Genomic DNA, 23,639 nt, shown 5'->3' with positions numbered 1-23,639 from the left:
ACCTTGTTCGTGCTGGATCTCGCCATGGGCGAGGCGGTCGGAAGCGGGCGCGGTAGGCGGCGGTGGTGGCGCGGCTGACGTGGGCGGCCGAGCGGCATGCGGCAGTGCACGCCTGGCCGCCATCCTCGCGGAAGGCGATCCGGCCGGCACGGGTGCGGTGAGCCGGGCGAGCGGCGCCGTCATCTCCGATCTCCCTGCTTAGATACCTGTCTAAGTAGGTGCAAGCTTGCCCTCTTGCATAGATGGATGTCAAATTAGATGTATGCCTAAGTTGATGGAGCTCGCGGACGTGACGGACCCGGCCTGCTGCGCACCCCTGAGCGGTCCCGCTCTGAGCGAGGTGGAAGCGGCCGAGCTGGCCAAGGTGTTCAAGGCGCTGTCCGATCCCGTGCGGCTGCGCCTGCTGAACTTGATCGCCTCAGTGGACGGCGGCGAGGCGTGCGTCTGCGACCTCACCGGCTCGTTCGAGCTGACCGCGCCGACCATCTCCCACCATCTGAAGGTGCTGCGCCAGGCCGGGCTGATCGAGGGTGAACGACGCGGGACCTGGGTGTACTACCGCGTGGTGCCGGAGCGGCTGACTCGCTTGTCGGGCCTGTTCGCCCTGCCTGCCCCGGTACCGGCCTGACCTGCGGGGATCGGCCCTTCAACGCGGGCTACGCCGTCATCGCCCGGACGGCGCCGGGCTGCCGGCGCGGGTCTGCTGCTTGCGCAGCCGGGTCAGGACGTGGCGGGCGTCGGCGGCGACCCCGCGCAGGGTGGCCGAGGCGAACGAGCGCTGCCATTCCAGGCCGACGTACCCCAGGCCCGGATGGGTGGTGGAGAGGCCGCCGCGGTGGCGCGGTCGGCCGTCCTCGTCCAGCGCGCCCAACTCGGCGAGACAGTCGACGCCGGGCCGGTAGCCGGTGGCCAGCAGCAGCACGTCGGCGCGTTCGCGGGTGCCGTCGCTCCACACGACGTGGTCACCGTCCAGGCGGGTGAACATCGGACGGCGCTCGGGGTTCCCTGCGGCGAAGGCGTCCCGGTATGTTCCGGTGTCGAACACCGGAGTGCCCGTGCCGCCGGTCAGCAGCGGCCGCGCCCATCCCGCTGCGTCCAGGCCGGTGCGCTGCAACCAGATGTGCATGTCGACGCCCAGGACGCGCTGCGCCATGAAGCGCAGCGGATGCCGGGTTGCCAGCGTCACTCGCGCATGGGCGGCAAGTTCGATCGCGATCTGCACGGCCGAGTTCCCGCCACCCACGATCATCACCCGCTTCCCCGCGAACGGCTCCGGGTGCCGATAGTCGGACGAATGCAGCACCGTGCCGGTGAACTCCGGCAGGCCAGGCAAGTCCGGGCGGTGGGGGCGACTGAATCCGCCGGTCGCGGCGACCACCAGCGGAGTGGCGAAGACATCGCCGCCGGCCGTCACCACCTCGAATCCGCACCGGTCCCCGTCCTCTGCGGCCACGACCTTCTCGACGCGGTGACCGGTGCGGATGTCGGCGTCCAGGTGTGCCGCGTACTCGGCGAGGTAGGCCACGACCTCGTCCCGCGCGGGGTAGCCGTTCGGATCACCGGGGAACGCCGCTCCGGGCAGGGCGCTGCGCCGGGCCGGCGAGAACAGGGTGAGGCTGTCGTAGTAGTGCGGCCACGAACCGACCGGCTGACCGGCCGCCTCCAGGACAACGGGTGCCAGCCCGAGGGAACGGGCGACGTGAGCGGTGGCCAGACCGGCCTGGCCGCCGCCGACGATGAGCAGAGGTGCTGTGGTGGGCATGCCGTGAACATATCAATACTTCATAATATGTCAATGTGTCGATATGTGGCATAGGGTGGGGGCTCACCTCGGGGAGGAGCCTGCAGCGATGGTCAAGCCGGTGACCGGCCCGCCGCCGTCCACGGACGCGACGGCGGAGAACGCGAGCACGGCGTCGCCGCTCAAGGACGGGTGCGGGACATCGGCCGTCCCGCTCGGCGCGGGAGCACGCGAGTTCCTCAAGGCGCTGGCCAGCGAGCAGCGGCAGCAGATGCTCGAGCTGTTCACCGGCGGCGTCGAACTCACCGTCGGCATCGTCGCGCAGCGCCTCGGCATCGGCCAGTCCAACGCCTCGCAGCAGCTCGCCCTGCTGCGCCGAGGCGGGCTCCTCACCTCGCGCCGGGACGGCAAACAGGTCCACTACCGCATCGACTCGGCCGCAGTGGACCGCTCGCTCACCGAACTGCGCGGCTACCTGCACACCTGCTGCCCACCGCCCGAATCGGACGACCCGGCAACGTAGCCGACTCGGAACGCCGTCGCGTATCGCGTGGTCAGTATCGCGACGGCGGCCTTGGACGCCGCGTAGGCGGGTGCGATCACCTTCGACTCGATCCGTGCGGGGGGCGCGGGTGAGTGCGACGGACCCAGGCCGCTGGTGACGTTGACGACGGCCGGAGTATCGGAGGCGCGCAGAAGCGGCAGGAAGGCCGTGGTGACGCGCACGACACCGGCCGCGGCGGTCCCGGGCGGCGAGGGCGAGTCCAAGCTCGAATACGCCGGCATCATCTCTTCTCAAAGGAGCGACACGTGACCACGATCGGCATCATCGGAGCGGGCGAGGTGGGCGGCCAGCTCGCCCGCGCGGCCGTCGCCCACGGTTACCAGGTCGTCATCGCCAATTCCCGAGGACCGGATACGCTGACGCACCTCGTCGACGAGCTCGGGCCCTCGGCCCGCGCCGCGACAGCGGCCGGCGCCGCCGAAGCGGGCGACTTCGTGATCATCGCCGTCCCCCTCAAGCTGGTCAACGACATGCCCGTGGAGCAGCTGGCCGGCAAGATCGTGCTCGACACCAACAACTACATGCCCTGGCGCGACGGCCACTTCCGGGCCATCGACTCGGGAGAGAAGACCGTCCACGAGCTGCGGCAGGAGCAGCTGCCCGCCGCCAAGGTCGCCAAGGCGTTCACACACATCCAGGCTCCGCGCCTCTTCCTCTCCGCCGCCGCCCCGGGCACTCCCGGCAGGCACGCTCTCTCGGTCTCCAGCGACTACCCCGAGGCGGTGGAGCTCGTCACGCGCCTGTACGACGAGTTCGGATTCGACACCGTCGACAACAGCCCGCTCAGCGAGTCCTGGCGAAGCGGCCCGGGCCAGCCTGCCTGGCTGGCGCACGCCCACCAGAATCGCGAGCAACTCGCCGCCAACCTGGCCGACGCGCGCCGCATCAACCACCCCGTCCAAGGCTGAGCCCGGCCTCGATGCCCTGCACTCGCGCGACTTTTACTGGGTTCATACGGCTCTATACCGCTGCAGGCGGTCACGCGTCCGGCCTCGGTCAGGAGCATGGCGGCGTCTCCCTCTCAGGTGCCGGTTGCGGGTTCCCCGTGCAGGACGATGCGCGACCGGTTCCGCGCCGGTCACGCTTCCCTGCATGAAGTTGATCTCGAAGAGCACCGGAATGCTGGTGGCCGGGCTCGCCGTGCTGACGGCGGGTGGATTGGCCGCCGTGCCGGCGGGACACGCCGGCACGGCGCAGCGGGCAGCGCAGGAGGCGCCGGCCGGGTGCGTGCCCGTGTCGAGTGCGGTGTGCGGGACGGTGCGGGTGCCACTGGTGCGGGCGAACCCCGGACTGGGCGACATCACCGTGTCCTATGCGCTGATCAAGCACCGCGATACGTCGCGGCCCGCCAAGGGAACCGTGACGATCAACCCCGGCGGCCCCGGCGACTCGGCGATCGCGTCCGCTGCCGCGTATGCGCGGATGTTCGGCGGTCTGCTGAAGGACCATGACCTGCTGCTCGTCGATCCGCACGGGGTGAACCGCTCCGATCCGGTCAGCTGCGGCACGCTCAGTTCACTGCCCGCGACCCATGCGGAATTCGTGCAGGCGGTCGGGGAGTGCGGGCGCAGGCTGGGGGCTCGGGCGCGCGGCTACACCTCGGCCGAGATCGCCGATGACATCGACGCCGTCCGGGCCAAGCTGGGCATCGGGCGGCTGGACCTGCTCGGGGAGTCCTACGGCACCTACCTGATGACGGTGTACGCCAAACGGCACCCCGAGCGGGTGCGCTCGATCGTGCTGTCCAGCGCCTACCCGCTCGCCGTGGACATGTGGGGACGTCCCAACGTGCGCGCTGCCCGCCGTTCGTTGCGACTGGTCTGCGAGCGCAGCTCCGGCGCCTGCGACGGCGACCAGGTGCAGCGCGACATCGCACGGCTCTCCCAGCGGCTACGCGCCCAGCCGATCGGCTACACGCTGGGTGAGCAGCACCGGCTGCTCGACGACACCGCCTTGGCCTCCATCGTCTACGGCCTGGCCAAGACGGCGCCCGCCGGGATCGGCGACGTGCCCGCGATGGTCCGCCGCGCCCTGCACTCCGACTATGCGCCGCTGATCGAGGCGGCTCAGCAGGCGGCCCCGCTGAGCGGATCGTCCCTGCGCCAGGACGAGCCGCAACCCTTCAACCCCGAGCTGGCGGCGACCGTGGTCTGCAACGACTACCCGACGCTATGGAACCGCAGAGCGGCGCTCCCCGCCCGGCTCCGGCAGTTCTCGGCCGGGCGCGCGGCACTACCCGAGCGGGACTACTGGCCGTTCGGAAAGCGGGCCTGGACGAGCATGAGCTACGACCAGGGCAACACCTGCATCCGCTGGCCCGACAGCCACGGCGTGGGCCAGCCGGTCGGCGGGCCGTTCCCGGACGTCCCCGTCCTGGTGACGTCCGGCGACCTGGACGCCAACACCCCGACCGAAACGGGCCGGCAGGCCGCACGCCAGTTCCGCCGCGCCGCGGTCGTGGAGGTGCCCAACGTCGGCCACGTACCCGAACACGAACCCAGCGGCTGCGTGGCCGCCATCCAGACAGGATTCATCCGTGACCTGCGCGTCCCCGACACCTCCTGCCTGACCGACATCCCGGCCGCCCCGGTGCGCCCCTAGGTGCTTCCGGCCACCGCCATCGCGGTGCAGCCACCTGGCTGGGTTCAGCGTCCGAGGCCTCTTCGACGGTGCGTGTGGCCATGGCTTCTGGGACGTGCCAGTAGGGGCCGATCGTCGCGGCCCGGTGCGTCGCGGCGGTGCGCTGCCTGAGTTCCTGTAAGAGCCGGGACTTGCCGATGCCACCCACCCAGACCACGTTGAACACGCACGGCGACCCACGCCGTGTCCGTTGAACCTCGGCGAACGCGGCCAGCACCGACTCCCGGTTCACGAACGGACGATGCAGGGCCACGACCCGCCGAAATCGAGGTTCGAGGGGCATGAACGTCTCCCGGGGAGTCCTGGTGATTCTTTCCGCCCATTGTGTTGTGGACGGCAGCGCGTTCCGCTCCGACCATAACCGGACCCGAGAGGCAGCGCATGACATGCATTCCGCAGGAATGTCCACGACGAGTGCGCATGAAGCTGTCTCGGCTTCCTCGGGAGGCGCGAGCTTCGTCCGGTTATTCGTAGTGGGTGCGGCAGGCGACGATCTGGACGGTGTCGGCTTCGATGACGTAGACGATGCGATGTTCGGTGGTGATGCGGCGTGACCAGAAGCCCGCCAGGTTCTGACGGAGGGGCTCTGGTTTACCAATGCCTTCGTAACCGTTGCGGCAGATGTCTTCGATCAGCCGGTTCAACCGTTTGAGGGTCGCACGGTCGTTCCGCTGCCACCAGCGGTAGTCGTCCCATGCCTCCGGTGTGAAGAGGAGCTTCACTCGGCTTCCGGGTCGCCGTCTTCGATGAGTTCGTGCGGCTGGGCCTGGCCGTCGCGCAGGCTCTGGATCGAGGCGGCGAGATGGCGGGCGTTGGCGGGAATGCCGAGCAGGAACGCCGTCTCCTTCAGCGACTCGTACTCGCGCAGGCTGATCACAACGGCGGGCTCGCGGTTGGGCCGGGTCACGATGATCTCGTCGAGATCTTCGGTGACGCGGTCCAGGGCCGCCGCCAGCTTCGCGCGGAACTCGCTCGCGGACATCGGATGCATCGAACCTCCCCTTGCCCTGAAGTGTACGTAATCATGTACATCGCCTGCAAGCCCGTTGCGTGGACCCGCCGAAAGCGCGTCCATCGCGGGTGAGGGCCAGCCGGCACGCGGTCGGGGTCGTGGCAGTGCGGCAAGTAGCGCCCCATAATCCGCGCTTAGGGCGTCCGCCTGCTGGTCGGCAACGTCGGCAAGGTCGTCTTCGCGGCCATCGAGCGTTCATGAAAGCCGACGGAGGGGCGGCACGCCCAGCCGGCCCTTCCGCAGCCCACGCCATGGGCAGGTGTCACTGGCCCCGCTTGGCCGGGGTTGCCTCTGGGATAGGCGGACGGGCGTGGGTCTTGCCCATGGGGAGGGTGGGGTGCGGCGGGTCGGAGGTCGCCACCCCCGGCCGTCCAACTCGGCTCGGGGTTCTCGGGGGATGTGTGGTGACCTGGTTCGACCTGTTGTCAGGGCAGGTCGTGTGCTCCACGCTTGATGTCCGGCGGCCAGCCGGCGGAAGCGCTCGACCTGAAGCATGATGCGGGGGCCGCTCGGGTCCTTGCTGTCACGCACGCCGACTGCCCGAGGGGAGCGCGCCAGTTCGACACAATCGGAGGTCGCACTGCCGCCGCTGTGGCTCGACTTGCGCCAATTCGTCATCGATGATTCTCCACTTCGGCCGCCAGCAGCGCCCGGGACGAGCCGACCGGGGCGGCCTTGTGGACGGGCGGTCGCAAGGCGTGGCCGTGGGGAGGATGTTGACGGCAAGTCATCCCGACCGGGGGGACGGGACGACTCGCCCCTGGGGTGCTGAACTGTCAGTGCGTGTTGGCGGCGGACTGGACGGCTGTGCGCAGGGCCGCGCGGGTCAGCACGAGGACGGGACCGTCCGGGTCCTTGGAGTCCCTGACCCCGACTCCGCCGGGCAACGCGGCCAACTCGATACACGCCTCATCGGTCGCGCTTCCGCTTCGGGTGCTCTTGCGCCAGTGGGTCCTCATGAGAAACCTTCCATGATCTCAACGATCCGGGTCCTGGACGCGTCCTCGCTCGGGGGGCCTCGGGGGATACGTGTGGGCTGGCTCGACCTGCTGTCAGGGCAGGTCGTGTGCTCCACGCTTGATGTCCGGCGGCCAGCCGGCGGAAGCGCTCGACCTGAAGCATGATGCGGGGGCCGCTCGGGTCCTTGCTGTCACGCACGCCGACTGCCCGAGGGGAGCGCGCCAGTTCGACACAATCGGAGGTCGCACTGCCGCCGCTGTGGCTCGACTTGCGCCAATTCGTCATCGATGATTCTCCACTTCGGCCGCCAGCAGCGCCCGGGACGAGCCGACCGGGGCGGCCTTGTGGACGGGCGGTCGCAAGGCGTGGCCGTGGGGAGGATGTTGACGGCAAGTCGTCCCGACCGGGGGGCGGGACGACTCGCCCCTGGGGTGCTGAACTGTCAGTGCGTGTTGGCGGCGGACTGGACGGCTGTGCGCAGGGCCGCGCGGGTCAGCAGGAGGACGGGACCGTCCGGGTCCTTGCTGTCTCGCACCGCCACCGCCGCACCGGCCACTCCAGCCAGTTCGACGCATTCACCGCCGTTGCTCAGGCTCCGCCTGGCCTTGCGCCAATTGGCGTTCTTCAGGTCCATCGTTCTTCGGCCACCTTCCTGATGAAGTCTCGCGACATGTCTGCCGGAAGTGCTCTGCTCCGGAGTTCAACCAGGACGCGTGAGAGTTCCGCAAGGTCTGCGGGGTCGTCTGTTGTGAGCCCTCGTATAGCCGTCTCTACATAGGCTATCTGGGTCATGTCGGCCATCGTAGCCAGGACGAAGCTACTGCCGTTTCCTGGGTGTTCGCCGCTTCCGATGACGACCTGGACTGTCACGTTGGGACGTTCACTGAGGACGATCAGGTGCTCAAGCTGTTCCCTCATCGTCTCAGCGGTACCGACTGGTCTGTACAGCGCTTGCTCGTCGACCAGGAGCGTAACCACGGGACCGTTCTCCTGGTCGAGGATCTTCTGTCGCTCCAACCGTGCCGCGACGGCCTCTTCTTTTCCCTTGAGGATCGCCTTGGCGTACGCCGGCGTTTGGGCCAGCCCCGCTATGACGCAGAGCTGGTAACACGTCAGCTCGACAGCATCACCTTCGATCTGTGGCCAGTCGAACCAGATCGGGACGGGGTGACCGTCCTTGTTCAGGTCCTCCCACAGGCTGATGAGTGCACCACCCGCCTCCAGGAAGTCGTCCACGATCTCCACGAATGATCGACTTGCGCGTCTTTTACCCGACTCGATCCGGCTGACCTGTGCACCACTGAGGTTCGTCAGGTGGGCGATGGTCTCCTGCTTGGCACCCTTCGCCTCTCGCATCCGGCGCAACTGGCGGCCAAAGGCGACGAGGGCGGGGGACTCTCGGGGCCGCTGACGACGTGGGGGCATCGCTCTTACCTCACTTCGGCATTTACCAGCTCCACTAGCGGCTTGCCAACGCCAGCCAAGCTGACTGGGTAAGCAAATCTTAGCCGGGTTAGTGGCTCAATGTGTGTTGCACGCCACACAGAGTGAGGAGAGGTCATGGGTCAGGCGGCAACGCAGAACGAGATGGTGGTGAAGCAGGACCTCAAGGCGGTCGCGGAGGTTCGGCAGTTCGTGCGGCTGGTCACCGGCGAGTACGGGATGGACGACTTCGTCCCGCGCCTGGTGGCCAGCGAACTCGTCACCAACGCGCTCCGGTACGCGTCCGAGGAGGACGGCAAGGTGATCCTGCGGCTGGACCGCGCCGAGGACGGCGCGCTGTGGATGGAGGTCCAGGACGCGACCTGCAACCTGCCGCAGGTCCAGGAGGCGGACATGGACAGCGAGGTCGGCCGCGGTCTGTTCATCGTCGCCAAGTTCTCCCGCCGCTGGGGCGTCCGGCCCCTCGCGGACCAGGCCGGCAAGGTCGTCTTCGCGGTCATCGACCCTGCATGAAGAACGCATGGTCGGCCCCACAGGCCGACCACCGCGTGGCACCACGGCGAGGACCAGATCAACCCCCAGGTCTTCCGGATCGCGGGACGCGGCCCGCCGCTGATGTCGCAAGTCGTGGACGAGTGGGGAACCCGACCGATCACGGGAAGGCAGAACGATCGTATGGGCCGAGTGCGCCCTTTGAACGTCCAGGTCGAGCGGCATGTTCTGCGGTGGCGGACGTACCGGGGCCGGGCCACGGCGGAAACGTTCCTGAGCCTGTTGGCCGTCGCTCTGGAGCCGCGTGGGTGGCGCCCCGTCCGGCTCTACCGCACGCAGGGGTTCCCGCCGCCACTGCTGTGGATCTACCTGGCGCCCTGCGGCGACGCCAAGGCCGCCGCCGAACAGGTCGAAGACCTGCTCAAGCACCGCATGTACCCCGACACCTGGTAGGCCGCAAGAGGGACGACTCCATGGGGTGGGCCTCAAAGGATCGACCCTCATTCACGACGGTGACACGCGGCCCTGGCTGGGGATTTCGGGCCGCCACACGTCACCGTCCGCCCCGCCTCTCTGCTTCACCCCCGGGGCAGAGAGGCGGGGCCACTCAAGGACGTCACCGGGGTCTGCGCAGGTGGCTGGCGGTCGGCGCTCACTCAGCCTTCCTCAGCGCGCTTCTCCTCTCGCCGCGCAGACGGCGCGCACGCTCGGCAATCCCGGGATCCTCGTGGGATCAGACCGGTCCAAGCCGTCCGCGCTCGCCTGCGGAGGCCCGGCCGGGTGGTCAGGTGGGGTCGCAGATGACTACGGGGATGGTGCGGTCGGTCCAGCGTTGGTAGTCGGCGTATTCGGGATAGAAGTCGACCAGGCGGTGCCAGAGGTCGGCGCGTTCGTCGGCTTCGGCGGTGCGGGCGGTCATGGGGCGGGGGCGGCGGCCCGTCTGGACGGCCACCTTCGGGTTGGCGCGCACGTTCAGGTACCACTGGGGGTGCTTGCCCGTTCCGCCTCGGGACGCGACGAGGACGACGCGGTCACCGTCCGGGAGGTAGAGCAGTGCCATCGTCCTGAGCAGGCCGGACGTGCGGCCGCGCGTGGTGAGCAGGCAGACCGGCACCCCGGACGGGAAGGCGCTGCCGAACCGGAACCGGCTGCCGAGCCGTCCGCCCGTGGCTCGGAAGAGCGCGACGTGCCCGCGTGTCAGGGCCTTCATCGCCGGGGCGAACGACGCGGAATCGAAGAACTTCGGCCTGTCGTCGGGCACCGTCTGCTCCGTCCTGCGGGGATGGAGAGCATTGTGCCGCCTCTGGTGTCCGCTTCGCGGCCCGGATGGCGCGCTGGTGGACGTGGCCGCGCGCTGCCGATACGCGTCGCCCGAGCGGTGGCCGGGCGGATGCCGAAGCCCGCAGAATCCGGTCCGCGAGCGGGCTGCGGAGCCGCGGCCCGCTTCATTCGGGCGGCGGCGGGGATAAGGACGCTGGCCGAACGCGGGCGGTGGACGCCGTCCACCCGGCGGGGGCGGGCTTGGAGGGCGTCATGCCGTGGTTCCCGGACTTCGTCAGTGCCGCGGAGATGGCACGCGCGCAGGCCCTCGCCGCGGGCCGGGCCGATCCGGTCGGACGGTACCTCGCCGCGCTGAGCGAGGGCGACGCCCGCGTCCTCGAGTCCGTGTGGCCCGGCGAGGTGGTCGTCTTCGATCCGCGCGCCGGTGAGATCCGCGGCCACCGGGAGCTGCGCCGGTTCGTGGACGCGAACAGGTCCTGGCTGGCCGGGCGCCGCGCCCGGACCGAGGTCGTGGCGGCGACGCGGTCCGGCGGGCGGGCGGTGGTGGAGCTGCTCGCGCGGCTGGACGGCGGAGGGCAGGACGTGGTGTGGCCGGTCGCGGTCGTCGCCGAATCCACCGCCGACACGTCGGTGGTGTTCCGCACCTATTGCAGTCAATGGCCGGTCGACGGACGCCGCCACGTCCGGCCCGCGTTCCTGCCGCCCGGAGGAGCGGGCCCCGGCGACGTCGTCGAGCGGTATCGGGCCGCGCTCCAGGCAGGGGACGCCGAGGCGGCCGTCGGGACCTTCGCGGCCGACGGGTACTACCGCGAGCCCATCGGACCCGAGTTCACCCATCGCGGCACCGCGGCGCTCCGCTCGTTCTTCACCGCCCGGCTCGGCTCAGGCGGCATCGGGTTGCAGCATTGCGCCGTGACGGACGACGGCCTCCGCTGCGCGCTGGAGTACAACTGCCTCAGCTGGGGCGGCCGGGAACTGCCGCCCCAGGCGGGGCTCGGCGTCTTCGAGCGCGCCCCGGACGGACTGCTCGCCGCGGCCCGGTTCTACGACGACGTCCAGCCGCCGGCCGGCCTCGTCTGAGCCCTAGTCGGTGATGCCGCCGTAGGCGATGACCTTGGTGGGGTGCAACCGGACGACGACCTCGCCGGGCACCCCGTTGCGTCTGCCCATCTCTTCGGCTTGGTCGGGGCCCGCGTACCGGGCGCCGGCCCGGGTGGCGACGTCGACCAGTTCGTCGAGGTCGTCGCTCAAGGTCACCTCGCCGCGGGCCTCGACGTAGGCGAAGGGCGGGGTGTCGTCGTCGACGCACAGGGCCGCGCGCGGATCACGCCGCAGGTTGCGGGCCTTGGCCGTTTCCCCGTTGGTGGTGAACGCGAAATCGCCGCCGTCGAAGACGTACCAGACGGGAGTGACATGAGGCGCGCCATCGGGCCCGACCGTGCAGAACTTGCCCGTGCGCGCCCCGCCCGCGACGAAGTCGTGCCACTGCTGTGTTGACATGGTGTGCATATGGGTCCCCTTCGAGTGCGTGCCGCTGGGCTGTGTCAGTGTCCGGCCGCCCTGGTCTTCGGGCGGCGGGCCGGCGGCGACGCTGTGACCAGGTCGTAGGAGTGGGCGACCAGGTCCTTCACCAGGTTCGCGGTGATGTCCGGGCCCGCGCCCAGGGAGATCCAGTGTCTTTTGTTCAGGTACCGGCCCGGCGAGACCGACTCGTGCCGCCGCCGCAGCGACCGCGCGTGGTCGGGCTCGACCTTCACGGTGATGATCTGCTCGCGCGGATCGTCGGTGACGATGAGGAAGACCTTCCCCTCGGCCTTGTAGACGTCCAGCTTGTCGGTGAACGGTCGGCCCGTGCACAGCGGCCCATACCCGCCGGATGGCGCGTCCGCGCAGGAAGCGGTCATGCGGGTGCAAAGGATCTACAAGCCCGTTCGGTCCGAAAGCCCGGATAGGAGCCTTGCTCCCTCGGGTCTCCGGCTCAGCGTCGCTTGTCGTTCACCGGGGGTGGAGGTCCAGGGCGGCGCGGACGATGGAGTCGGTGTCGATGCCGTGGTGGCGGTAGAGGTCGTCGATCGAGCCGGACTGGCCGAAGTCGGTGACGCCCAGGGTGGCGCAGGGGACGTTGTTGATCCCGGCGAGGAAGGCCAGGGTGTGGGGGTGGCCGTCCAGGACGGTGACGAGGGGGGTGGCGCGTGCGGCGGGGAACGCCTGGTCCAGGATCCAGTTCGGCGCGTCGTCGTGGCCCTGGCGGGAGCGGATCGCCTGGAAGAGCAGGCCGGGGCTGGTCACGCACACCACGTCGGTGCCGACGCCGGCCTGTTCCAGGCGGTCCGCGGCGGCGAGCGCCTCGGGGACCAGGGCGCCCATCGCCGCCACGGTGACGGCGGGGCGGGCGGCGCGGCGCAGCGGGTAGGCGCCGGCGACCACCTGCCGGCGGCGGCGCTCCCGGGCCGCCGGGTCGGCCGGCACCGCGGCGAGCGTCTGGTCGACCGGACGGGTCGACAGGCGCAGGTAGGCCGAGCCGCCGTCGGGGCGGCCGAGGCGGGCCATGCTCGCCAGCAGCGTCCACTCGGTGTCGAGGACGAACGCGGGTTCATAGGCGACGCAGCCCGGCTGCTCGACCCCGATCGACGGGGTGATGACGGACTGGTGCGCGCCGCCCTCCGGGGCCAGCGTGACCCCCGACGGGGTGCCGATCAGGATCGACTGGCCGCCGGCGTAGATGCCGAACGACCAGGGTTCCAGGGCACGGCCGACGAACGGGTCGTACAGCACGCCGATCGGCAGCAGGGGACGGTTCCAGCGGGACCAGGTGGCGCCGAGTTCGCCGAGCAGCCCGACGAGGTTGGTCTCGGCGATGCCCAGCTCGATGTGCTGGCCCGCGGGCCCCTCCCGCCAGTGGAGGATCGTCTCGCCGTCGTCGGCGAACCAGTCGCGGCGCTCGGTGGTCGACCAGACGCCGACCTTGTTCACCCAGCCGCCGAGGTTCGTGCTGGAGCTGACGTCCGGGCTGACGGTGACGATGCGCGCGGCGGCCTCGGGCGCCTCGCGGGTGAGGTCGAGCAGCAGGCGGCCCAGCGCGGCCTGGGTGGTCGCGGTGCCCTTGGGGGTGCGGCCGATGTCGGCGGGCAGCCGGGGCGGGGCCTGCGGCGCGGCGGGCGCGCGGCGCAGCCGCGCCGCCGTGCCGGCGCACAGCCCGGCGGCCGCCGAGCCCTCCTCGAACCGGGCCCACGGCGCGCCGGGGTCGACGCCCAGCCGGGTCGCCAGCCCGGCGACCTCGTCGGCGGTCAGCAGCGAGGAGTGGTTCTGCGGGTGCCCCTCGCTGGGCAGGCCGCGCCCCTTGACCGTGTACGCGAAGACCACCGTCGGCCTGGTGTCGTCGATCGCGTCGAACGCGTCGGACAGGCTGCCGAGGTCGTGGCCGCCCAGGTTGCGCAGCGCCGCCAGGAGCGTGGCGTCGTCCAGCGTCGCGACCAGCCGGGCGACGCCCTCGTCGCCGCCGGGCAGCCGGTCGCGGAGCTCGCCCGCCTCGCAGCGCAGCAGCCGCTGGTACTCCGGGTTGGGCATCGCGTCGATGCGGGCGCGCAGCCCCTCCCCGCCGGGACGGCCGAACAGCTCGGTCAGCAGCCGGCCGTACTTCAGCGTCAGCACCTGCCAGCCCGCGGCGGCGAACATGCCCTTCAGCCGGTGCGCGGCCAGGTACGGGACGACCCGGTCCAGGGACTGCCGGTTGAGGTCGACGATCCACACGATCTCGCCCAGTTCGGCGACGCCCGGGTCCAGGATCGCCTCCCAGACCGCGCCCTCGTCCAGTTCGGCGTCGCCGACCAGCGAGTACTGCCTCCCGGCGGGCGTCCCGCCGGCCGCCCGGTCCGCGTACCGGCGGGCGATCGCGCCCCAGATCGGCGCGGTGGCGCCGATGCCCACCGACCCGGTGGAGTAGTCGACCGGGTCGGGGTCCTTGGTCCGGCTCGGGTAGCTCTGCAGCCCGCCGAACTCGCGCAGGGACGTCAGGTACCGCTCGTCCAGCTCGCCGAGCAGGTAGTTGATCGCGTGCAGCACCGGGGAGGCGTGCGGCTTGACCGCGACGCGGTCGTCCGGCCCCAGGTGGCCGAACCACAGCGCCGTCATGATCGACGCCATCGACGCCGACGACGCCTGGTGCCCGCCGACCTTCAGCCCGGACGTGTTGGGACGCACCCGGTTGGCGTGGTGCACGATGGCCGTCGCCAGCCACAGCACCCGCCGCTCGACCTCTTCCAGCACGCCCGAATGCGTGGCGGTCGCCACCGGATCGCTCATTGTCGGCTCCTCTGCCTCGGCGGCCAACCCGGCCGGCCACCGCCAGAGTACGGTCCAGATTCCGCCCGAACACCACCGAACCCGGCGGGGGTGCTCAGGTGCGGCGGGCGCCGGACGCGCCGCGCGGGGCGTCGGGGCCCGCGATGGCCCGCACCCGCGGCGGTCCCCTACCGGATGCCCGGTGTCAGAAGCACTGGTCGGCGGTGACGATCTCGGCGCGCATGTTCAGGTCCATCATGCGCAGGGCGGCGTCGCCGAGGTCGGGGTGGATGTGCGCGACCGCGTCCCGGACCACTTTGATCTTGAAGTGCCGGACGTAGGCGTCGAGCGCGCTGTAGAGGACGCACTGCTCGGTGACCTGGCCCGTGAGGACGACCTCTTCCACTCCTTCGCGGGACAGCAGGTACTCCAGCGGCGTCCCGTAGAACACGCTGTGCCTGACCTTGGCCAGCAGGTCGAGGTCCTCCGGCGGGACGATGGGTTCCACCAGGTCGGGCCGCTTCCCGCGCAGTGCCCGCTGGACGAGGTCCCGGCGGTCGGCCGAGAAGTCGCCGTGGTTGTCGTTGACGTACAGGACGTGCACGTCGCCGCGTCCCTCGGCGCTGTCCAGCAGACGCCGCAACGGCGTGATCACGTGCTCGACGCTGCTGGTCAGCGGGCCCGCGTCCGGGTGATCGTACGGGTTCAGCATGTCGATGACGATCAGCGCGCTCGTGGTCACGCCCCCGTCCTGCCCCGCCCGTGAGACGGCACACGCGGTCCCGCCCGGTGTCACCGGCGGCCGGTAGTCGCCGTGAAAGCGGGCGGCGTTCGCCGTCCGGGCGTCTCCGATTGCGATTAGACGTATACGTCTATACGTTGTGCGGGTGCCTTCGGACGCCTCACGGAACGGCCTCGTGCTGCCGCTGCTCGGGCTGCTGGTCGAGCAGCCGTCGCACGCCTACGGACTCACCTCCCGCCTGCGCGAGCGGTACGCGCACCTGCCGGTCACGCGCAGCACGGTCACGTCCCTGCTCAAGGCGCTGGAAAGGTCCGGCCTGGTCGCGTCCCGGCAGCCCGAGCGGGTCGGCAACCGGCCGCCGCGCACGGCCTACGAACTGACCGAAGCGGGCATGGCGGATTTCCGGCGGAAGGTCGAGGCGGGGCTGCGCGACGGCCAGGCCGCCTCCGTGGACTTCATCATGGCCGTCGCCTACGCGTCCGTCCTCCCGGCCGGCGACGCCGCGTCCCTCCTGGACGCCCGCGCCGACCGGCTCGACCGGGAACTGCTCCCGCCGGAAAGGGAACGGCCCGGCGGCGTGCCGGAGGCGCACATGCTCGAAGCCGCCTACTGGCGCACCATCGTCGCCGCCGAGATCGGCTGGATCAGGACGCTGGCATCGCGCATCCGCTCCCACGACATCGAATGGCCCGCCGCACCGAAGGAGAACTGAATCGTGAAGTTCGGCATCTATCCGGGCGGCCGCGCGGGAACCGTCTGCTCGCATCCGCCGGACCGCGCCGAGATCGGCGCGCTCGTCGAGGACCTCGCGGGCGGACGCCCCTTCGTCGTCCGCGAGTACGTCCATTACTTCGGCGATTCGGCCCCGCCGGACGTCGTCGCCTCGCTCGGCGCCGACGACGAACTCGCCCGCCTCACGATGCCCGACGAATGGTACGTCGAGGCGGGCCGCGAACTGGACCTCGTGGTCAGCTACATTCCCCAGGCCGCCGACATTCCGGGCTGGCTGGCCTTCCTCGACTCCGTCATCGACCGCTACGGCCGCCTGACCCGGTTTCTGCAGGTGACGCTGGAGCCCAACTTCCCCATCCCGCTCATCGACGGAAGCTCCCCCGGCGTCCTCCAGGCGCTGACGCAGGGCGTACCGCACGCACGCCGCGCGCTGGACCGGCGCGGCCTGGACGACGTGCGGATCGGTTTCTCGGTGGCCGAACCGGCGGAATGGCTGGGCGGCGACGACGAGTTCTGGCAGCACCTGTCCGCCGTGCCGCGACGGGATTTCGCCGACCACGTCGACTACGTCGGCCTGGGGCTGTATCCGGACGCGTTCTCGCCCGTCGCCCCGCGCGGCACGCCGGGAGACACCGCGTCCCTCACCGCCCATGCCCTGCACCATCTGCGGGAGCACTCGCTGCCCCGGGCCCGCATTCCGGCCGCCACGCCGATCCACATCGTGGAGAACGGCAGCCCGAGCGGGGCGCCGCGCGGCGAGGAGGCGCAGCGCGACTCGCTGTCCGACATGATCGGCGCGATTCTCGACCGCCGGGAATCCCTGAACATCACCCAGTACGAATTGTTCGGCCTCCGGGACGCCGACAGCGATTCCACCCAGCCGACCGGCACATTGGGCATCGTCACCGACACCTACCGGCCCAAATCCGCTTTCGCTTTCTACCGCGATATCGTCCGCAGCGCTGGTCGGCCGGTCGGTGAGCCGCCGCCGCACGGCGACGCCGTCCGGTAACACCGCAGTGGAGTACGTTGTCGCAACGTGGCCAAGACGCGTCTCGATCTCGACCGGATCCGCGCCGGTCGCCGCGCGATCGACCCGATGTTCCTGGACACTCCGCTGTTCCCGTGCGACACCCTGGGACGCGTGCTCGGCTGCGCGGTGAGCGTCAAACTGGAGACGGCGAACCCCGTCCGCAGCTTCAAGGCGCGGGGCACCGAACTCGTCGCGAGCGGGCTGCTCGATCAAGGCCGGACGGCCGCGGTGTGCGCCACTGCCGGCAACCTGGGCTTGGCGCTGAGCTGGTCGGGACGCCGCCGGGGCCTGGACGTGACCGTGGTGGCGTCGCGCCGGGCGCCGGCCGCCAAACTGGACCGGATTCGCGCCCTGGGCACCGCGCTGGAACTGGTCGACGGCGACTTCGACACGGCCCGGGAGCACGCGGCGGGCATCGCGCGGCGGCGCGGCGTCCGGCTGGTCGAGGACAGCCTCGACGTCGAGACCTGCGAGGGCGCGGCGACCATCGGCCTGGAACTGGCGGAACAGGCGTCCCGCTTCGACACCGTCCTGATCGCCCTCGGAGGCGGCGCCATGGCCACCGGGGTGGGCCATGTCCTGAAGGCCCTGGCGCCCGGAGTCGAGGTGGTCTGCGTGCAGCCCCTGGGCGCGCCCGCGATGACCCGCTCCTGGCGCGAGCGGCGCGTCGTCACCACCGGTTCGACCGACACCATCGCCGACGGCGTCGCCGGACGGTCCCCCATCCCCGCCGTCCTGGACGACCTCCTGCAAGTGGCCGACGACGCCGTCCTCGTGCAGGAGGCGTCCATCATCGCGGGCATGCGGCTGCTCCTGGAGCACGCGGGCCTGGTCGTCGAGCCCTCGGCGGCCCTCGGCGTCGCCGCCGTCCTGGAGGACCCCGGCCGTTTCGCAGGCCGGCATGTGGTCACCATCGTCTGCGGCGGCAACGTCGACCTGGACGACTACCACCGCTGGGTCGCGCGCTAGCCCGCAATCGCCCGGGTTCCGTCCGGGTTCGGGAAAGCGGGAACGTCCGCGGGGTGATGGGCGTCCTCCATTGTGCTACTACGGTTGTAGCAGTTGGTGGAACCGATGAGCGGAGGAATCGATGGCTTTCTGGGACAAGCTGCGCGAGTCGACTCAGACCATGCAGACGCAGCTGCTCAGCAAGAAGAACGATCTCAAGAGCGGGGCGTTCCGGGACGCGAGCATGGCGATGTGCGCGCTGGTCGCCGCCGCGGACGGGAGCGTCGACCCGGCCGAGCGGCAGCGCACCGCGTCGCTGATCGCGTCGAACGAGGTGCTGCAGAACTTCCCGGCCGACGACCTGCAGCGCCGCTTCAACGACTACGTGTCCAAGCTGACCGCCGACTTCGACTTCGGCAAGGTCTCGGTGCTGCAGGACATCGGCAAGACCAAGAAGAAGCCCGCCGAGGCCCGCGCCGTCATCCAGATCGGCATCGTGATCGGCGGCGCGGACGGCAACTTCGACGAGAGCGAGAAGGCCGTCGTCCGCGAGGCGTGCTTCGCCGTCGGCCTCGACCCCTCCGAGTTCGAGCTCTGACCGGGGGCGCGGCCCGCCGGCGGCGCGTCGGCGGGACGCGAGCCCGGCGGCGCGTCAGCGGAACGCGAGCAGCGACAGCAGGAACGACGCGATGACGTGATCGAGCTGGAGGGTCGCGGCGGCCAGCGAACCGGTCACCACCCCGTTGCCCATGAACAGCAGCGGGCCGGTGACCGGGTTCTTCGCCGGCGGGGTGCCGAGCAGCGCCTCGACGCGCTCGACGACGCCGGACTCGGCGAACGCGGCCGCCGGGGAGGTCCGCGGCTGGGCGAGCGCGACCTTGGCGAGCGTCCGGGCGACGGCGGCGCGGTCGCCGGTCGCCTCGGCCGCGTCCTCGTCGGCCCATCGCTCCACCGCCAGCCGCAGCCGCCCGTCCAGCGGGCGGAGCGGCGGCAGGAGCGCCGCCACCAGGATCCCGGCGGCGAGGTAGCGGTGGTGGCGGTGCCTGAGGTGCGACGCCTCGTGCTCGAAGACGACCTGGAGCTCCGCGGGCGTCAGGTCGCGCAGCAGGCCCCGGGAGACCATGACGCCGCCGTGGCGGCCGGGGACCGCGACGGCGATCGGGACGTCGGTGTCGAGCGGCTCGCCGGTCCGCGCCCGCGCGGCCCGCAGCTCGCCGGACCAGCGGACGGCCGTCCGCGCGGTGACCAGCAGCCCGGCGGCGGACAGGACGGCCGCCGCGACGCCGAGGGCGTCCGGGACCGGCCTGTCGTCCCCGAACAGCGCCCACTCGGGGACGCGCGCGGCCGCGGACGGCGCCAGCGTCGCCGCGTAGTTGATCGCGACGAAGACGCCGGTGCCGAGGGCGGCCACCGCCGTCATCGCCCCCGTGGTGGCCAGCAGCCGCGCCGACCAGGACGGATGCAGCCGGGACGGGAGCCGGCCGAGCACCGCGCTCAGCGCCAGCATGATCGCCAGGGGCAGCAGCGGGAACCAGTTCACCCGCCGCCGTCCTTCGGCGGGTCGAGGAACTCGCGCAGCCGGCGCGCCTCCTCCGCGCTGAGCGACCGCGCGAAGCGGCTCAGCGCGCCGGCCGGGTCGCTGGCGTGCCGCAGGTGGTCGTGCATGCGCCCGGCGACCAGCTCGGACTCGTCGACGGCGAGCCGGTACCGGTAGTGGCGCCCCGCGCGGGTGCGCGAGACCAGCTTCTTCTCGTGCAGCCGGTGCAGGACGGTGTTCACCGTCGTGTACGCCGGCTCGCCGTCCAGCCGGGCGACCAGCTCGGCCGTGCTCGCGTCCCCGCCGAGCCCCGCCAGGGCGGCGAGCACCTCGGCCTCCAGCTGTCCCAGCGACCTGCGCGCCACGGCCCTCAGCCTCCCTTGCGGAGCACGTCGGGTTCAAGGTAGATGAGGCGGGCGATGGGCACCGCCTCGCGGATGCGGGCCTCGGCGTCGTTGATGGCGTCGGCGACCTCGCGCGCGTCGTCCTGGAGGTCGATGGCGATCTTCGCGGCGACGAGCAGCTCGTCCGGCCCGAGGTGCATGGTGCGCATGTGGATCACCGAGGGGACGTCGCGGCCCTGCACGATCGCCCGCCTGATCAGCCGCACGTGCTCGGGCCCCGCCGACTCGCCGATGAGCAGGCTCTTGACCTCGGTGGCCAGCACGATCGCGATGGCGGTGAGCAGGACGCCGATCGCCGCCGTGCCGATCCCGTCCCAGACGCCGTCGCCGGTGATCAGCGTCAGCCCGACACCGCCCAGCGCGAAGACCAGCCCGGCGAGCGCCCCGGTGTCCTCCAGCAGGATCACCGGCAGCTCCGGCGACTTGGACCGCCGGACGAACTGCACCCAGTTCGACCGCCCCCGGACCAGGTTGGACTCCTTGACGGCGGTGCGCAGCGCCGTCCCCTCCAGGACGATCGCGACCAGCAGCACGACGATCGGCACCCACTGCCACTCGGTGATCGGGTGCGGGTCGCTGATCTTGTGCCACGCCTCGTACAGCGCGAAGAGGCCGCCCAGGCTGAACAGCACGATCGCCACCAGGAACGCGTAGATGTAGCGCTCGCGCCCGTACCCGAAGGGATGCTCCTCGGTCGCGCGCCGCTCCGCGCGCTTCCCGCCGATCAGCAGCAGCGCCTGGTTGCTGGAATCGGCCACCGAGTGGATCGCCTCGGCCAGCATCGAGGACGAGCCCGTCAGCGCGAACGCCACGAACTTGGTCACCGCGATCCCCAGGTTCGCGGCCAGCGCGGTGACGACGGCCTTCGTACTTCCTTCGGCGCTCACGGACTCCCCCGTCGCGTGGGACTACACTTGTAGCAGAAACGCTACCGCCCCGGCCGGGTCCACGGCCTCACCCCGCGCGAGCACGACGTCCTGCACCTGGTCGGCGACGGCCTGAGCAACGCCGAGATCGCCGGGCGGCTCGTCCTGTCCGAGCACACCGTCAAGTCCCATGTGAGCCGCCTGCTCGCCGGGCCGGGAGCGGCGGGTCAGGCGGCGGTGGCCCGGACGGCGAGCGCCGCCGCCACCTGGGGAGCCACCTGCCCGGCCCAGCCGTCCAGGATCGCGCCCGCCCGCTCGATCCGGCTCTCCAGCAGCACCGCGCCCGGGGTCGGGACGAACGCGCCGAGCTCCACCAGGGCCGGGCGCAGGTGGACGTCCACGGCGAGCGCGTGCCGCGGGTCGCTCAGGACCAGCAGCGGCAGCGCCACGGACCCGGTCAGCGCTCCGCCGGGAAGCCGGTCGAGGAAGGTCTTCAGCAGCCCGGAGTAGGTGCCCCGGTGGGACGGGCTCGCCACCACCAGGACGTCGGCCTCGGCGACCATCTCCACCGCCGTCTCCACCACGGCGGAGGCCGAGGCCGAGCCGAGCGGGGCCGCCAGCGCCGACAGGTCGAGGATCTCCTGGTCGGCGGGGCCGACGCGCCCGCCGACGGACTTGGCGGCGAGGGCGGCGGCGGCGCGGGTCTGCGATCGCGGCCGCGGGTCGCCGATCAGCGTGACGATGCGCGGCGTCACCACTGGCCCGCCTCCTCGGTGGCGCGCCGCACCGGGCGGCCGTCCACGAGGTCGTAGCGGTTCATGTGGGCCAGCGGCGGCGAGTAGACGTGCACGCTGACGGCCGGGGCGGACGAGACGTTGCGCACCTCGTGGACGTAGTCGGCCCCGAAGGCGCGGGGGCTGCCGGCCGTCACCGTCCGGACCGCGCTCAGGTCGGCCTCCTCCAGCGCGCCGAGCGCCACGGCGAACGCGCCGCGCGAGCCGCCGTGGTCGTGCAGGCCGGTGCTCTGCCCGGGCAGCCAGCTGATCAGCCAGATCTCCCGGTCGCCGTCGCGGTGCAGCCGTTCGTACCAGCGCCCCTCCGGGCTGAGCCGCACGCGCGGCAGCCACTCGTCGCAGCGTTCCGCCAGGTCGGCCGCCGCCGCGGCCAGTGCGGCGCCGGCGGGGGCGATCGTGCTCGTCGTCATCTGTTCCCTCTCCTGAGTCGTCGGATGCTGCCGCCACGCGTCACTGGGACGGGGCGGGACGACACAGGCCGCTCGCCAGCCGACCCAGATCGACGTGCGGTCGCGTCCACAGAGAGGGCCCCTGGTTCATGCGAACAGCATGGACCCTATTTCCTACTTAGTCAATCGGAATTATTCCAATGGCTGCTCGCCGGCCTGGAGGCCGGGCGGCTCACCGGACGCGCCGTGATCGTGCCCGGCTGAGGCGGTCAGGGGTGCGGCGCGGGCTCCGGGCAGGGGGTCTCCAGGAGCCGCATCTGGGCCACCTGGAGCCGGTCGACGACGAGTTCGGTGAAACGGCGGGTGAGTTCGTAGCCGAGCGCGGGATCGACGGCGCAGAGGGTGCGGATCAGCCTGCCGTCGAACTCGATCGCCCGGACGTCCGTCAGCGCCGTCGCGCCGAAACGCCACCGGTACGGGCGGAAGAGCCAGGACCAGCCGAGGACGGAGCCGGGCCCGAACGTGTCCACGACGACCGGGCCGCGCTCGGGGACGCGGAGATCGAGGGCCACCGATCCGTCCTGGACCAGCCAGAACCGCTCCGCCGGCGCGGACTCGGCGATGATCCGCCGGCCGGCCGGGATCTCGGCGGCGCGGGCGGCGGTCGCCAGCCTGGCCAGGTCGGCGCCCCGCATCCCGCGCAGGAACGCCTGCCGCGCCAGGTCCGCCGCGGTAATGCTGCTCACCGGATTCGCCCCCGATCGTGTGGTCGACGTTCTCCCGCGTCCCATCCCACCCCCTACGTGATCGGCGACACAGGGCCGAAGGGCCCTTGGCGGGGGGACCTCCGCCCGGTCTCCCCCGCGGGCGGGCCGCCCCGCCCGGGGCGGACACCCGATTCGGGACCTTGGTCCCTTCAATGGCGGGACGTCCGATGCGTGTGACCGTGTACGGGTAGCGGGTAACGTCCAGTCCGTCAGCGACGAGGTGAAGGACGATGCCATGACCGGCGAGGCCGGCAAGACGATCCGGGTGTTCCTCTTGGACGACCACGAGGTCGTCCGCCGCGGGGTGGCCGCACTCCTGTCGGCCGAGGACGACATCGAGATCGTGGGCGAGGCCGGGACCGCCGAGCACGCGCTCGCGCGCATCCCCGCCGCGCGTCCCGACGTGGCGGTACTGGACGTCCGGCTCCCCGACGGCGACGGCGTCACCGTCTGCCGCGAACTCCGCTCCCAGATGCCCGACCTTGCCTGCCTCATGCTGACATCCTTCGACGACGAGGACGCCCTCTTCGAAGCCGTCATGGCAGGCGCCTCCGGCTACGTCCTCAAACAGATCCACGGCTCGGACCTGGTCGGCGCCGTCCGCACCGTCGCCACCGGGCAATCCCTGCTCGACCCCCGCTCCACCGCCCGGATGCTCCAACGCCTCCGCGACCGCCAAGAGAAGCAAGACCCCCTCAAGGGCCTCACCGACCAGGAACGCCACATCTTCGACCTCATCGGCGAGGGCCTCACCAACCGGCAGATCGGCGAACGCCTCTTCCTCGCCGAGAAGACCGTCAAGAACTACATCTCCAACATCTTCGCCAAACTCGGCATGAGCCGCCGCACCCAGGCCGCCGCCCTCGCCGCCCAGCTCAAGGCCGGCCGCCGGAACCCCCGCCCCTGAACCGTCCCCGCGCGTCGCGGCCCCGTTCAGGGGCATGGTCCGAAGATCCACGGGACCTCCGGCCCTGGCGACGCCGAGGCGGGCACCGGAGGGTGAAGGCGACAG

32 protein-coding genes are annotated in these 23,639 nt (G+C 71.3%); 12 read left to right on the top strand and 20 right to left on the bottom strand.

Going from position 1 to position 23,639, the window contains the following annotated elements; translation table 11 throughout:
- The first annotated feature begins 274 nt into the window (after window positions 1-274).
- Entirely contained in the window at window positions 275-628 is a 354-nt protein-coding gene (locus tag ACA511_RS13780) for an ArsR/SmtB family transcription factor (protein ID WP_375024592.1), read from the top strand.
- Window positions 629-664: 36 nt separating this feature from the next.
- Here ACA511_RS13780 and ACA511_RS13775 read toward each other — a convergent pair whose 3' ends face one another.
- Window positions 665-1,762, bottom strand: a complete 1,098-nt coding sequence (locus ACA511_RS13775; protein WP_375024591.1) for a flavin-containing monooxygenase — start codon at window positions 1,760-1,762, stop codon at window positions 665-667.
- A gap of 88 nt (window positions 1,763-1,850) precedes the next feature.
- Here ACA511_RS13775 and ACA511_RS13770 point away from each other — a divergent pair, with 88 nt between their 5' ends.
- The 3 genes from ACA511_RS13770 (at window position 1,851) to ACA511_RS13760 (ending at window position 4,907) form a co-directional block, all read left to right on the top strand.
- Window positions 1,851-2,264: an ArsR/SmtB family transcription factor gene (locus tag ACA511_RS13770; protein WP_375024590.1), complete on the top strand. Its 414-nt coding sequence runs from the start codon at window positions 1,851-1,853 to the stop codon at window positions 2,262-2,264.
- A 113-nt stretch (window positions 2,265-2,377) separates the two neighbouring features.
- Complete coding sequence (locus ACA511_RS13765) at window positions 2,378-3,214, top strand: NADPH-dependent F420 reductase (RefSeq protein ID WP_375024589.1); 837 nt, start codon at window positions 2,378-2,380, stop codon at window positions 3,212-3,214.
- A gap of 184 nt (window positions 3,215-3,398) precedes the next feature.
- Window positions 3,399-4,907 (top strand): alpha/beta fold hydrolase, encoded by a 1,509-nt coding sequence (locus tag ACA511_RS13760; RefSeq protein WP_375024588.1) that lies wholly within the window; start codon window positions 3,399-3,401, stop codon window positions 4,905-4,907.
- A gap of 503 nt (window positions 4,908-5,410) precedes the next feature.
- On the opposite strand, the gene ACA511_RS13755 is transcribed toward ACA511_RS13760, so the two are convergent.
- The 7 genes from ACA511_RS13755 to ACA511_RS13725 all read right to left on the bottom strand — a co-directional run bounded on the left by ACA511_RS13755 (window position 5,411) and on the right by ACA511_RS13725 (window position 8,343).
- Complete coding sequence (locus ACA511_RS13755; RefSeq protein WP_375024587.1) at window positions 5,411-5,668, bottom strand: Txe/YoeB family addiction module toxin; 258 nt, start codon at window positions 5,666-5,668, stop codon at window positions 5,411-5,413.
- Entirely contained in the window at window positions 5,665-5,928 is a 264-nt protein-coding gene (locus ACA511_RS13750; protein ID WP_375024586.1) for a type II toxin-antitoxin system Phd/YefM family antitoxin, read from the bottom strand. The genes ACA511_RS13755 and ACA511_RS13750 overlap by 4 nt, the downstream gene beginning before the upstream one ends.
- A gap of 225 nt (window positions 5,929-6,153) precedes the next feature.
- A complete protein-coding gene (locus tag ACA511_RS13745) occupies window positions 6,154-6,576 on the bottom strand; it encodes a DUF397 domain-containing protein (protein ID WP_375024585.1) in 423 nt (140 codons plus the stop codon).
- A 158-nt stretch (window positions 6,577-6,734) separates the two neighbouring features.
- A complete protein-coding gene (locus ACA511_RS13740) occupies window positions 6,735-6,917 on the bottom strand; it encodes a DUF397 domain-containing protein (RefSeq protein WP_375024584.1) in 183 nt (60 codons plus the stop codon).
- Window positions 6,868-7,203: a DUF397 domain-containing protein gene (locus ACA511_RS13735; RefSeq protein WP_375024583.1), complete on the bottom strand. Its 336-nt coding sequence runs from the start codon at window positions 7,201-7,203 to the stop codon at window positions 6,868-6,870. Before ACA511_RS13735 ends, ACA511_RS13740 begins: the two co-directional genes overlap by 50 nt.
- Before the next feature lie 157 nt (window positions 7,204-7,360).
- The gene (locus tag ACA511_RS13730) at window positions 7,361-7,552 is read right to left on the bottom strand and encodes a DUF397 domain-containing protein (RefSeq protein ID WP_375024582.1); all 192 of its coding nucleotides are present in this window, start codon (window positions 7,550-7,552) and stop codon (window positions 7,361-7,363) included.
- Window positions 7,543-8,343: a helix-turn-helix domain-containing protein gene (locus ACA511_RS13725; RefSeq protein WP_375024581.1), complete on the bottom strand. Its 801-nt coding sequence runs from the start codon at window positions 8,341-8,343 to the stop codon at window positions 7,543-7,545. Before ACA511_RS13725 ends, ACA511_RS13730 begins: the two co-directional genes overlap by 10 nt.
- 135 nt (window positions 8,344-8,478) lie before the next feature.
- Between ACA511_RS13725 and ACA511_RS13720 the strand changes: the two genes are divergently transcribed.
- Window positions 8,479-8,874, top strand: coding sequence for an ATP-binding protein (locus ACA511_RS13720; RefSeq protein WP_375024580.1), 396 nt, complete (start codon window positions 8,479-8,481; stop codon window positions 8,872-8,874).
- A gap of 171 nt (window positions 8,875-9,045) precedes the next feature.
- Window positions 9,046-9,306 carry a hypothetical protein gene (locus ACA511_RS13715; RefSeq protein ID WP_375024579.1) on the top strand — a complete coding sequence of 87 codons (261 nt, stop codon included), beginning with the start codon at window positions 9,046-9,048 and terminating at the stop codon, window positions 9,304-9,306.
- Window positions 9,307-9,637: 331 nt separating this feature from the next.
- Here ACA511_RS13715 and ACA511_RS13710 read toward each other — a convergent pair whose 3' ends face one another.
- On the bottom strand, window positions 9,638-10,114 hold the full coding sequence (locus tag ACA511_RS13710; RefSeq protein ID WP_375024578.1) for a nitroreductase family deazaflavin-dependent oxidoreductase: 477 nt from the start codon (window positions 10,112-10,114) through the stop codon (window positions 9,638-9,640).
- A 272-nt stretch (window positions 10,115-10,386) separates the two neighbouring features.
- On the opposite strand from ACA511_RS13710, the gene ACA511_RS13705 reads away from it, so the two are divergent.
- On the top strand, window positions 10,387-11,214 hold the full coding sequence (locus tag ACA511_RS13705; RefSeq protein WP_375024577.1) for a nuclear transport factor 2 family protein: 828 nt from the start codon (window positions 10,387-10,389) through the stop codon (window positions 11,212-11,214).
- A 3-nt stretch (window positions 11,215-11,217) separates the two neighbouring features.
- Here the strand turns inward: ACA511_RS13705 and ACA511_RS13700 are convergent, their stop codons facing one another.
- From ACA511_RS13700 to ACA511_RS13685, 4 genes are all read right to left on the bottom strand, one after another.
- A complete protein-coding gene (locus ACA511_RS13700; protein WP_375024576.1) occupies window positions 11,218-11,634 on the bottom strand; it encodes a PPOX class F420-dependent oxidoreductase in 417 nt (138 codons plus the stop codon).
- 44 nt (window positions 11,635-11,678) lie between these two features.
- Window positions 11,679-12,038: an MmcQ/YjbR family DNA-binding protein gene (locus tag ACA511_RS13695; protein WP_375024575.1), complete on the bottom strand. Its 360-nt coding sequence runs from the start codon at window positions 12,036-12,038 to the stop codon at window positions 11,679-11,681.
- Window positions 12,039-12,129: 91 nt separating this feature from the next.
- The gene (locus tag ACA511_RS13690) at window positions 12,130-14,436 is read right to left on the bottom strand and encodes a pyruvate dehydrogenase (RefSeq protein ID WP_375024574.1); all 2,307 of its coding nucleotides are present in this window, start codon (window positions 14,434-14,436) and stop codon (window positions 12,130-12,132) included.
- A 184-nt stretch (window positions 14,437-14,620) separates the two neighbouring features.
- Window positions 14,621-15,157 carry a cysteine hydrolase family protein gene (locus ACA511_RS13685; RefSeq protein WP_375024573.1) on the bottom strand — a complete coding sequence of 179 codons (537 nt, stop codon included), beginning with the start codon at window positions 15,155-15,157 and terminating at the stop codon, window positions 14,621-14,623.
- Between the two features lie 145 nt (window positions 15,158-15,302).
- On the opposite strand from ACA511_RS13685, the gene ACA511_RS13680 reads away from it, so the two are divergent.
- The 4 genes from ACA511_RS13680 to ACA511_RS13665 all read left to right on the top strand — a co-directional run bounded on the left by ACA511_RS13680 (window position 15,303) and on the right by ACA511_RS13665 (window position 18,468).
- Window positions 15,303-15,869: a PadR family transcriptional regulator gene (locus ACA511_RS13680; RefSeq protein WP_375024572.1), complete on the top strand. Its 567-nt coding sequence runs from the start codon at window positions 15,303-15,305 to the stop codon at window positions 15,867-15,869.
- Window positions 15,870-15,872: 3 nt separating this feature from the next.
- On the top strand, window positions 15,873-16,901 hold the full coding sequence (locus ACA511_RS13675; protein WP_375024571.1) for a hypothetical protein: 1,029 nt from the start codon (window positions 15,873-15,875) through the stop codon (window positions 16,899-16,901).
- A 27-nt stretch (window positions 16,902-16,928) separates the two neighbouring features.
- On the top strand, window positions 16,929-17,891 hold the full coding sequence (locus ACA511_RS13670; protein ID WP_375024570.1) for a threonine/serine dehydratase: 963 nt from the start codon (window positions 16,929-16,931) through the stop codon (window positions 17,889-17,891).
- Window positions 17,892-18,012: 121 nt separating this feature from the next.
- The gene (locus ACA511_RS13665; RefSeq protein WP_375024569.1) at window positions 18,013-18,468 is read left to right on the top strand and encodes a tellurite resistance TerB family protein; all 456 of its coding nucleotides are present in this window, start codon (window positions 18,013-18,015) and stop codon (window positions 18,466-18,468) included.
- 54 nt (window positions 18,469-18,522) lie between these two features.
- Here ACA511_RS13665 and ACA511_RS13660 read toward each other — a convergent pair whose 3' ends face one another.
- The 7 genes from ACA511_RS13660 to ACA511_RS13630 all read right to left on the bottom strand — a co-directional run bounded on the left by ACA511_RS13660 (window position 18,523) and on the right by ACA511_RS13630 (window position 22,606).
- Entirely contained in the window at window positions 18,523-19,410 is an 888-nt protein-coding gene (locus tag ACA511_RS13660; RefSeq protein WP_375024568.1) for a M56 family metallopeptidase, read from the bottom strand.
- Window positions 19,407-19,772, bottom strand: a complete 366-nt coding sequence (locus tag ACA511_RS13655) for a BlaI/MecI/CopY family transcriptional regulator (protein WP_375024567.1) — start codon at window positions 19,770-19,772, stop codon at window positions 19,407-19,409. The genes ACA511_RS13660 and ACA511_RS13655 overlap by 4 nt, the downstream gene beginning before the upstream one ends.
- 5 nt (window positions 19,773-19,777) lie before the next feature.
- Window positions 19,778-20,698: a cation diffusion facilitator family transporter gene (locus ACA511_RS13650; protein WP_375024566.1), complete on the bottom strand. Its 921-nt coding sequence runs from the start codon at window positions 20,696-20,698 to the stop codon at window positions 19,778-19,780.
- A 206-nt stretch (window positions 20,699-20,904) separates the two neighbouring features.
- On the bottom strand, window positions 20,905-21,432 hold the full coding sequence (locus ACA511_RS13645) for an NAD(P)H-dependent oxidoreductase (RefSeq protein ID WP_375024565.1): 528 nt from the start codon (window positions 21,430-21,432) through the stop codon (window positions 20,905-20,907).
- Window positions 21,429-21,881 carry a cysteine dioxygenase family protein gene (locus ACA511_RS13640; RefSeq protein ID WP_375024564.1) on the bottom strand — a complete coding sequence of 151 codons (453 nt, stop codon included), beginning with the start codon at window positions 21,879-21,881 and terminating at the stop codon, window positions 21,429-21,431. Before ACA511_RS13640 ends, ACA511_RS13645 begins: the two co-directional genes overlap by 4 nt.
- Window positions 21,882-21,921: 40 nt before the next feature.
- The gene (locus tag ACA511_RS13635) at window positions 21,922-22,011 is read right to left on the bottom strand and encodes a putative leader peptide (protein WP_375024563.1); all 90 of its coding nucleotides are present in this window, start codon (window positions 22,009-22,011) and stop codon (window positions 21,922-21,924) included.
- Window positions 22,012-22,129: 118 nt separating this feature from the next.
- Window positions 22,130-22,606, bottom strand: coding sequence for a cyclic nucleotide-binding domain-containing protein (locus ACA511_RS13630; protein WP_375024562.1), 477 nt, complete (start codon window positions 22,604-22,606; stop codon window positions 22,130-22,132).
- Between the two features lie 256 nt (window positions 22,607-22,862).
- On the opposite strand from ACA511_RS13630, the gene ACA511_RS13625 reads away from it, so the two are divergent.
- Window positions 22,863-23,534 (top strand): response regulator, encoded by a 672-nt coding sequence (locus tag ACA511_RS13625; protein WP_375024561.1) that lies wholly within the window; start codon window positions 22,863-22,865, stop codon window positions 23,532-23,534.
- The last annotated feature ends 105 nt before the right edge of the window (window positions 23,535-23,639 follow it).

Source organism: Actinomadura sp. GTD37, from assembly GCF_041951365.1.
GTDB lineage: Bacteria > Actinomycetota > Actinomycetes > Streptosporangiales > Streptosporangiaceae > Spirillospora.
The sequence above is the reverse complement of the archived record's forward strand: the minus strand, read 5'-3'. Positions and strand labels throughout refer to the sequence as shown.

What these genes read in the sequence shown, in the direction of transcription:
- ACA511_RS13665 (WP_375024569.1), top strand. Translation starts at nt 18,013, where the DNA reads ATGGCTTTCTGGGACAAGCTGCGCGAGTCGACTCAGACCATGCAGACG.
- ACA511_RS13720 (WP_375024580.1), top strand. Translation starts at nt 8,479, where the DNA reads ATGGGTCAGGCGGCAACGCAGAACGAGATGGTGGTGAAGCAGGACCTC.
- ACA511_RS13700 (WP_375024576.1), bottom strand. Translation starts at nt 11,634, where the DNA reads ATGTCAACACAGCAGTGGCACGACTTCGTCGCGGGCGGGGCGCGCACG.
- ACA511_RS13730 (WP_375024582.1), bottom strand. Translation starts at nt 7,552, where the DNA reads ATGGACCTGAAGAACGCCAATTGGCGCAAGGCCAGGCGGAGCCTGAGC.
- ACA511_RS13695 (WP_375024575.1), bottom strand. Translation starts at nt 12,038, where the DNA reads ATGACCGCTTCCTGCGCGGACGCGCCATCCGGCGGGTATGGGCCGCTG.
- ACA511_RS13740 (WP_375024584.1), bottom strand. Translation starts at nt 6,917, where the DNA reads ATGAGGACCCACTGGCGCAAGAGCACCCGAAGCGGAAGCGCGACCGAT.
- ACA511_RS13780 (WP_375024592.1), top strand. Translation starts at nt 275, where the DNA reads ATGGAGCTCGCGGACGTGACGGACCCGGCCTGCTGCGCACCCCTGAGC.
- ACA511_RS13775 (WP_375024591.1), bottom strand. Translation starts at nt 1,762, where the DNA reads ATGCCCACCACAGCACCTCTGCTCATCGTCGGCGGCGGCCAGGCCGGT.
- ACA511_RS13705 (WP_375024577.1), top strand. Translation starts at nt 10,387, where the DNA reads ATGCCGTGGTTCCCGGACTTCGTCAGTGCCGCGGAGATGGCACGCGCG.
- ACA511_RS13770 (WP_375024590.1), top strand. Translation starts at nt 1,851, where the DNA reads ATGGTCAAGCCGGTGACCGGCCCGCCGCCGTCCACGGACGCGACGGCG.
- ACA511_RS13625 (WP_375024561.1), top strand. Translation starts at nt 22,863, where the DNA reads ATGACCGGCGAGGCCGGCAAGACGATCCGGGTGTTCCTCTTGGACGAC.
- ACA511_RS13640 (WP_375024564.1), bottom strand. Translation starts at nt 21,881, where the DNA reads ATGACGACGAGCACGATCGCCCCCGCCGGCGCCGCACTGGCCGCGGCG.
- ACA511_RS13745 (WP_375024585.1), bottom strand. Translation starts at nt 6,576, where the DNA reads ATGACGAATTGGCGCAAGTCGAGCCACAGCGGCGGCAGTGCGACCTCC.
- ACA511_RS13735 (WP_375024583.1), bottom strand. Translation starts at nt 7,203, where the DNA reads ATGACGAATTGGCGCAAGTCGAGCCACAGCGGCGGCAGTGCGACCTCC.
- ACA511_RS13760 (WP_375024588.1), top strand. Translation starts at nt 3,399, where the DNA reads ATGAAGTTGATCTCGAAGAGCACCGGAATGCTGGTGGCCGGGCTCGCC.
- ACA511_RS13725 (WP_375024581.1), bottom strand. Translation starts at nt 8,343, where the DNA reads ATGCCCCCACGTCGTCAGCGGCCCCGAGAGTCCCCCGCCCTCGTCGCC.
- ACA511_RS13750 (WP_375024586.1), bottom strand. Translation starts at nt 5,928, where the DNA reads ATGTCCGCGAGCGAGTTCCGCGCGAAGCTGGCGGCGGCCCTGGACCGC.
- ACA511_RS13690 (WP_375024574.1), bottom strand. Translation starts at nt 14,436, where the DNA reads ATGAGCGATCCGGTGGCGACCGCCACGCATTCGGGCGTGCTGGAAGAG.
- ACA511_RS13635 (WP_375024563.1), bottom strand. Translation starts at nt 22,011, where the DNA reads ATGAACCAGGGGCCCTCTCTGTGGACGCGACCGCACGTCGATCTGGGT.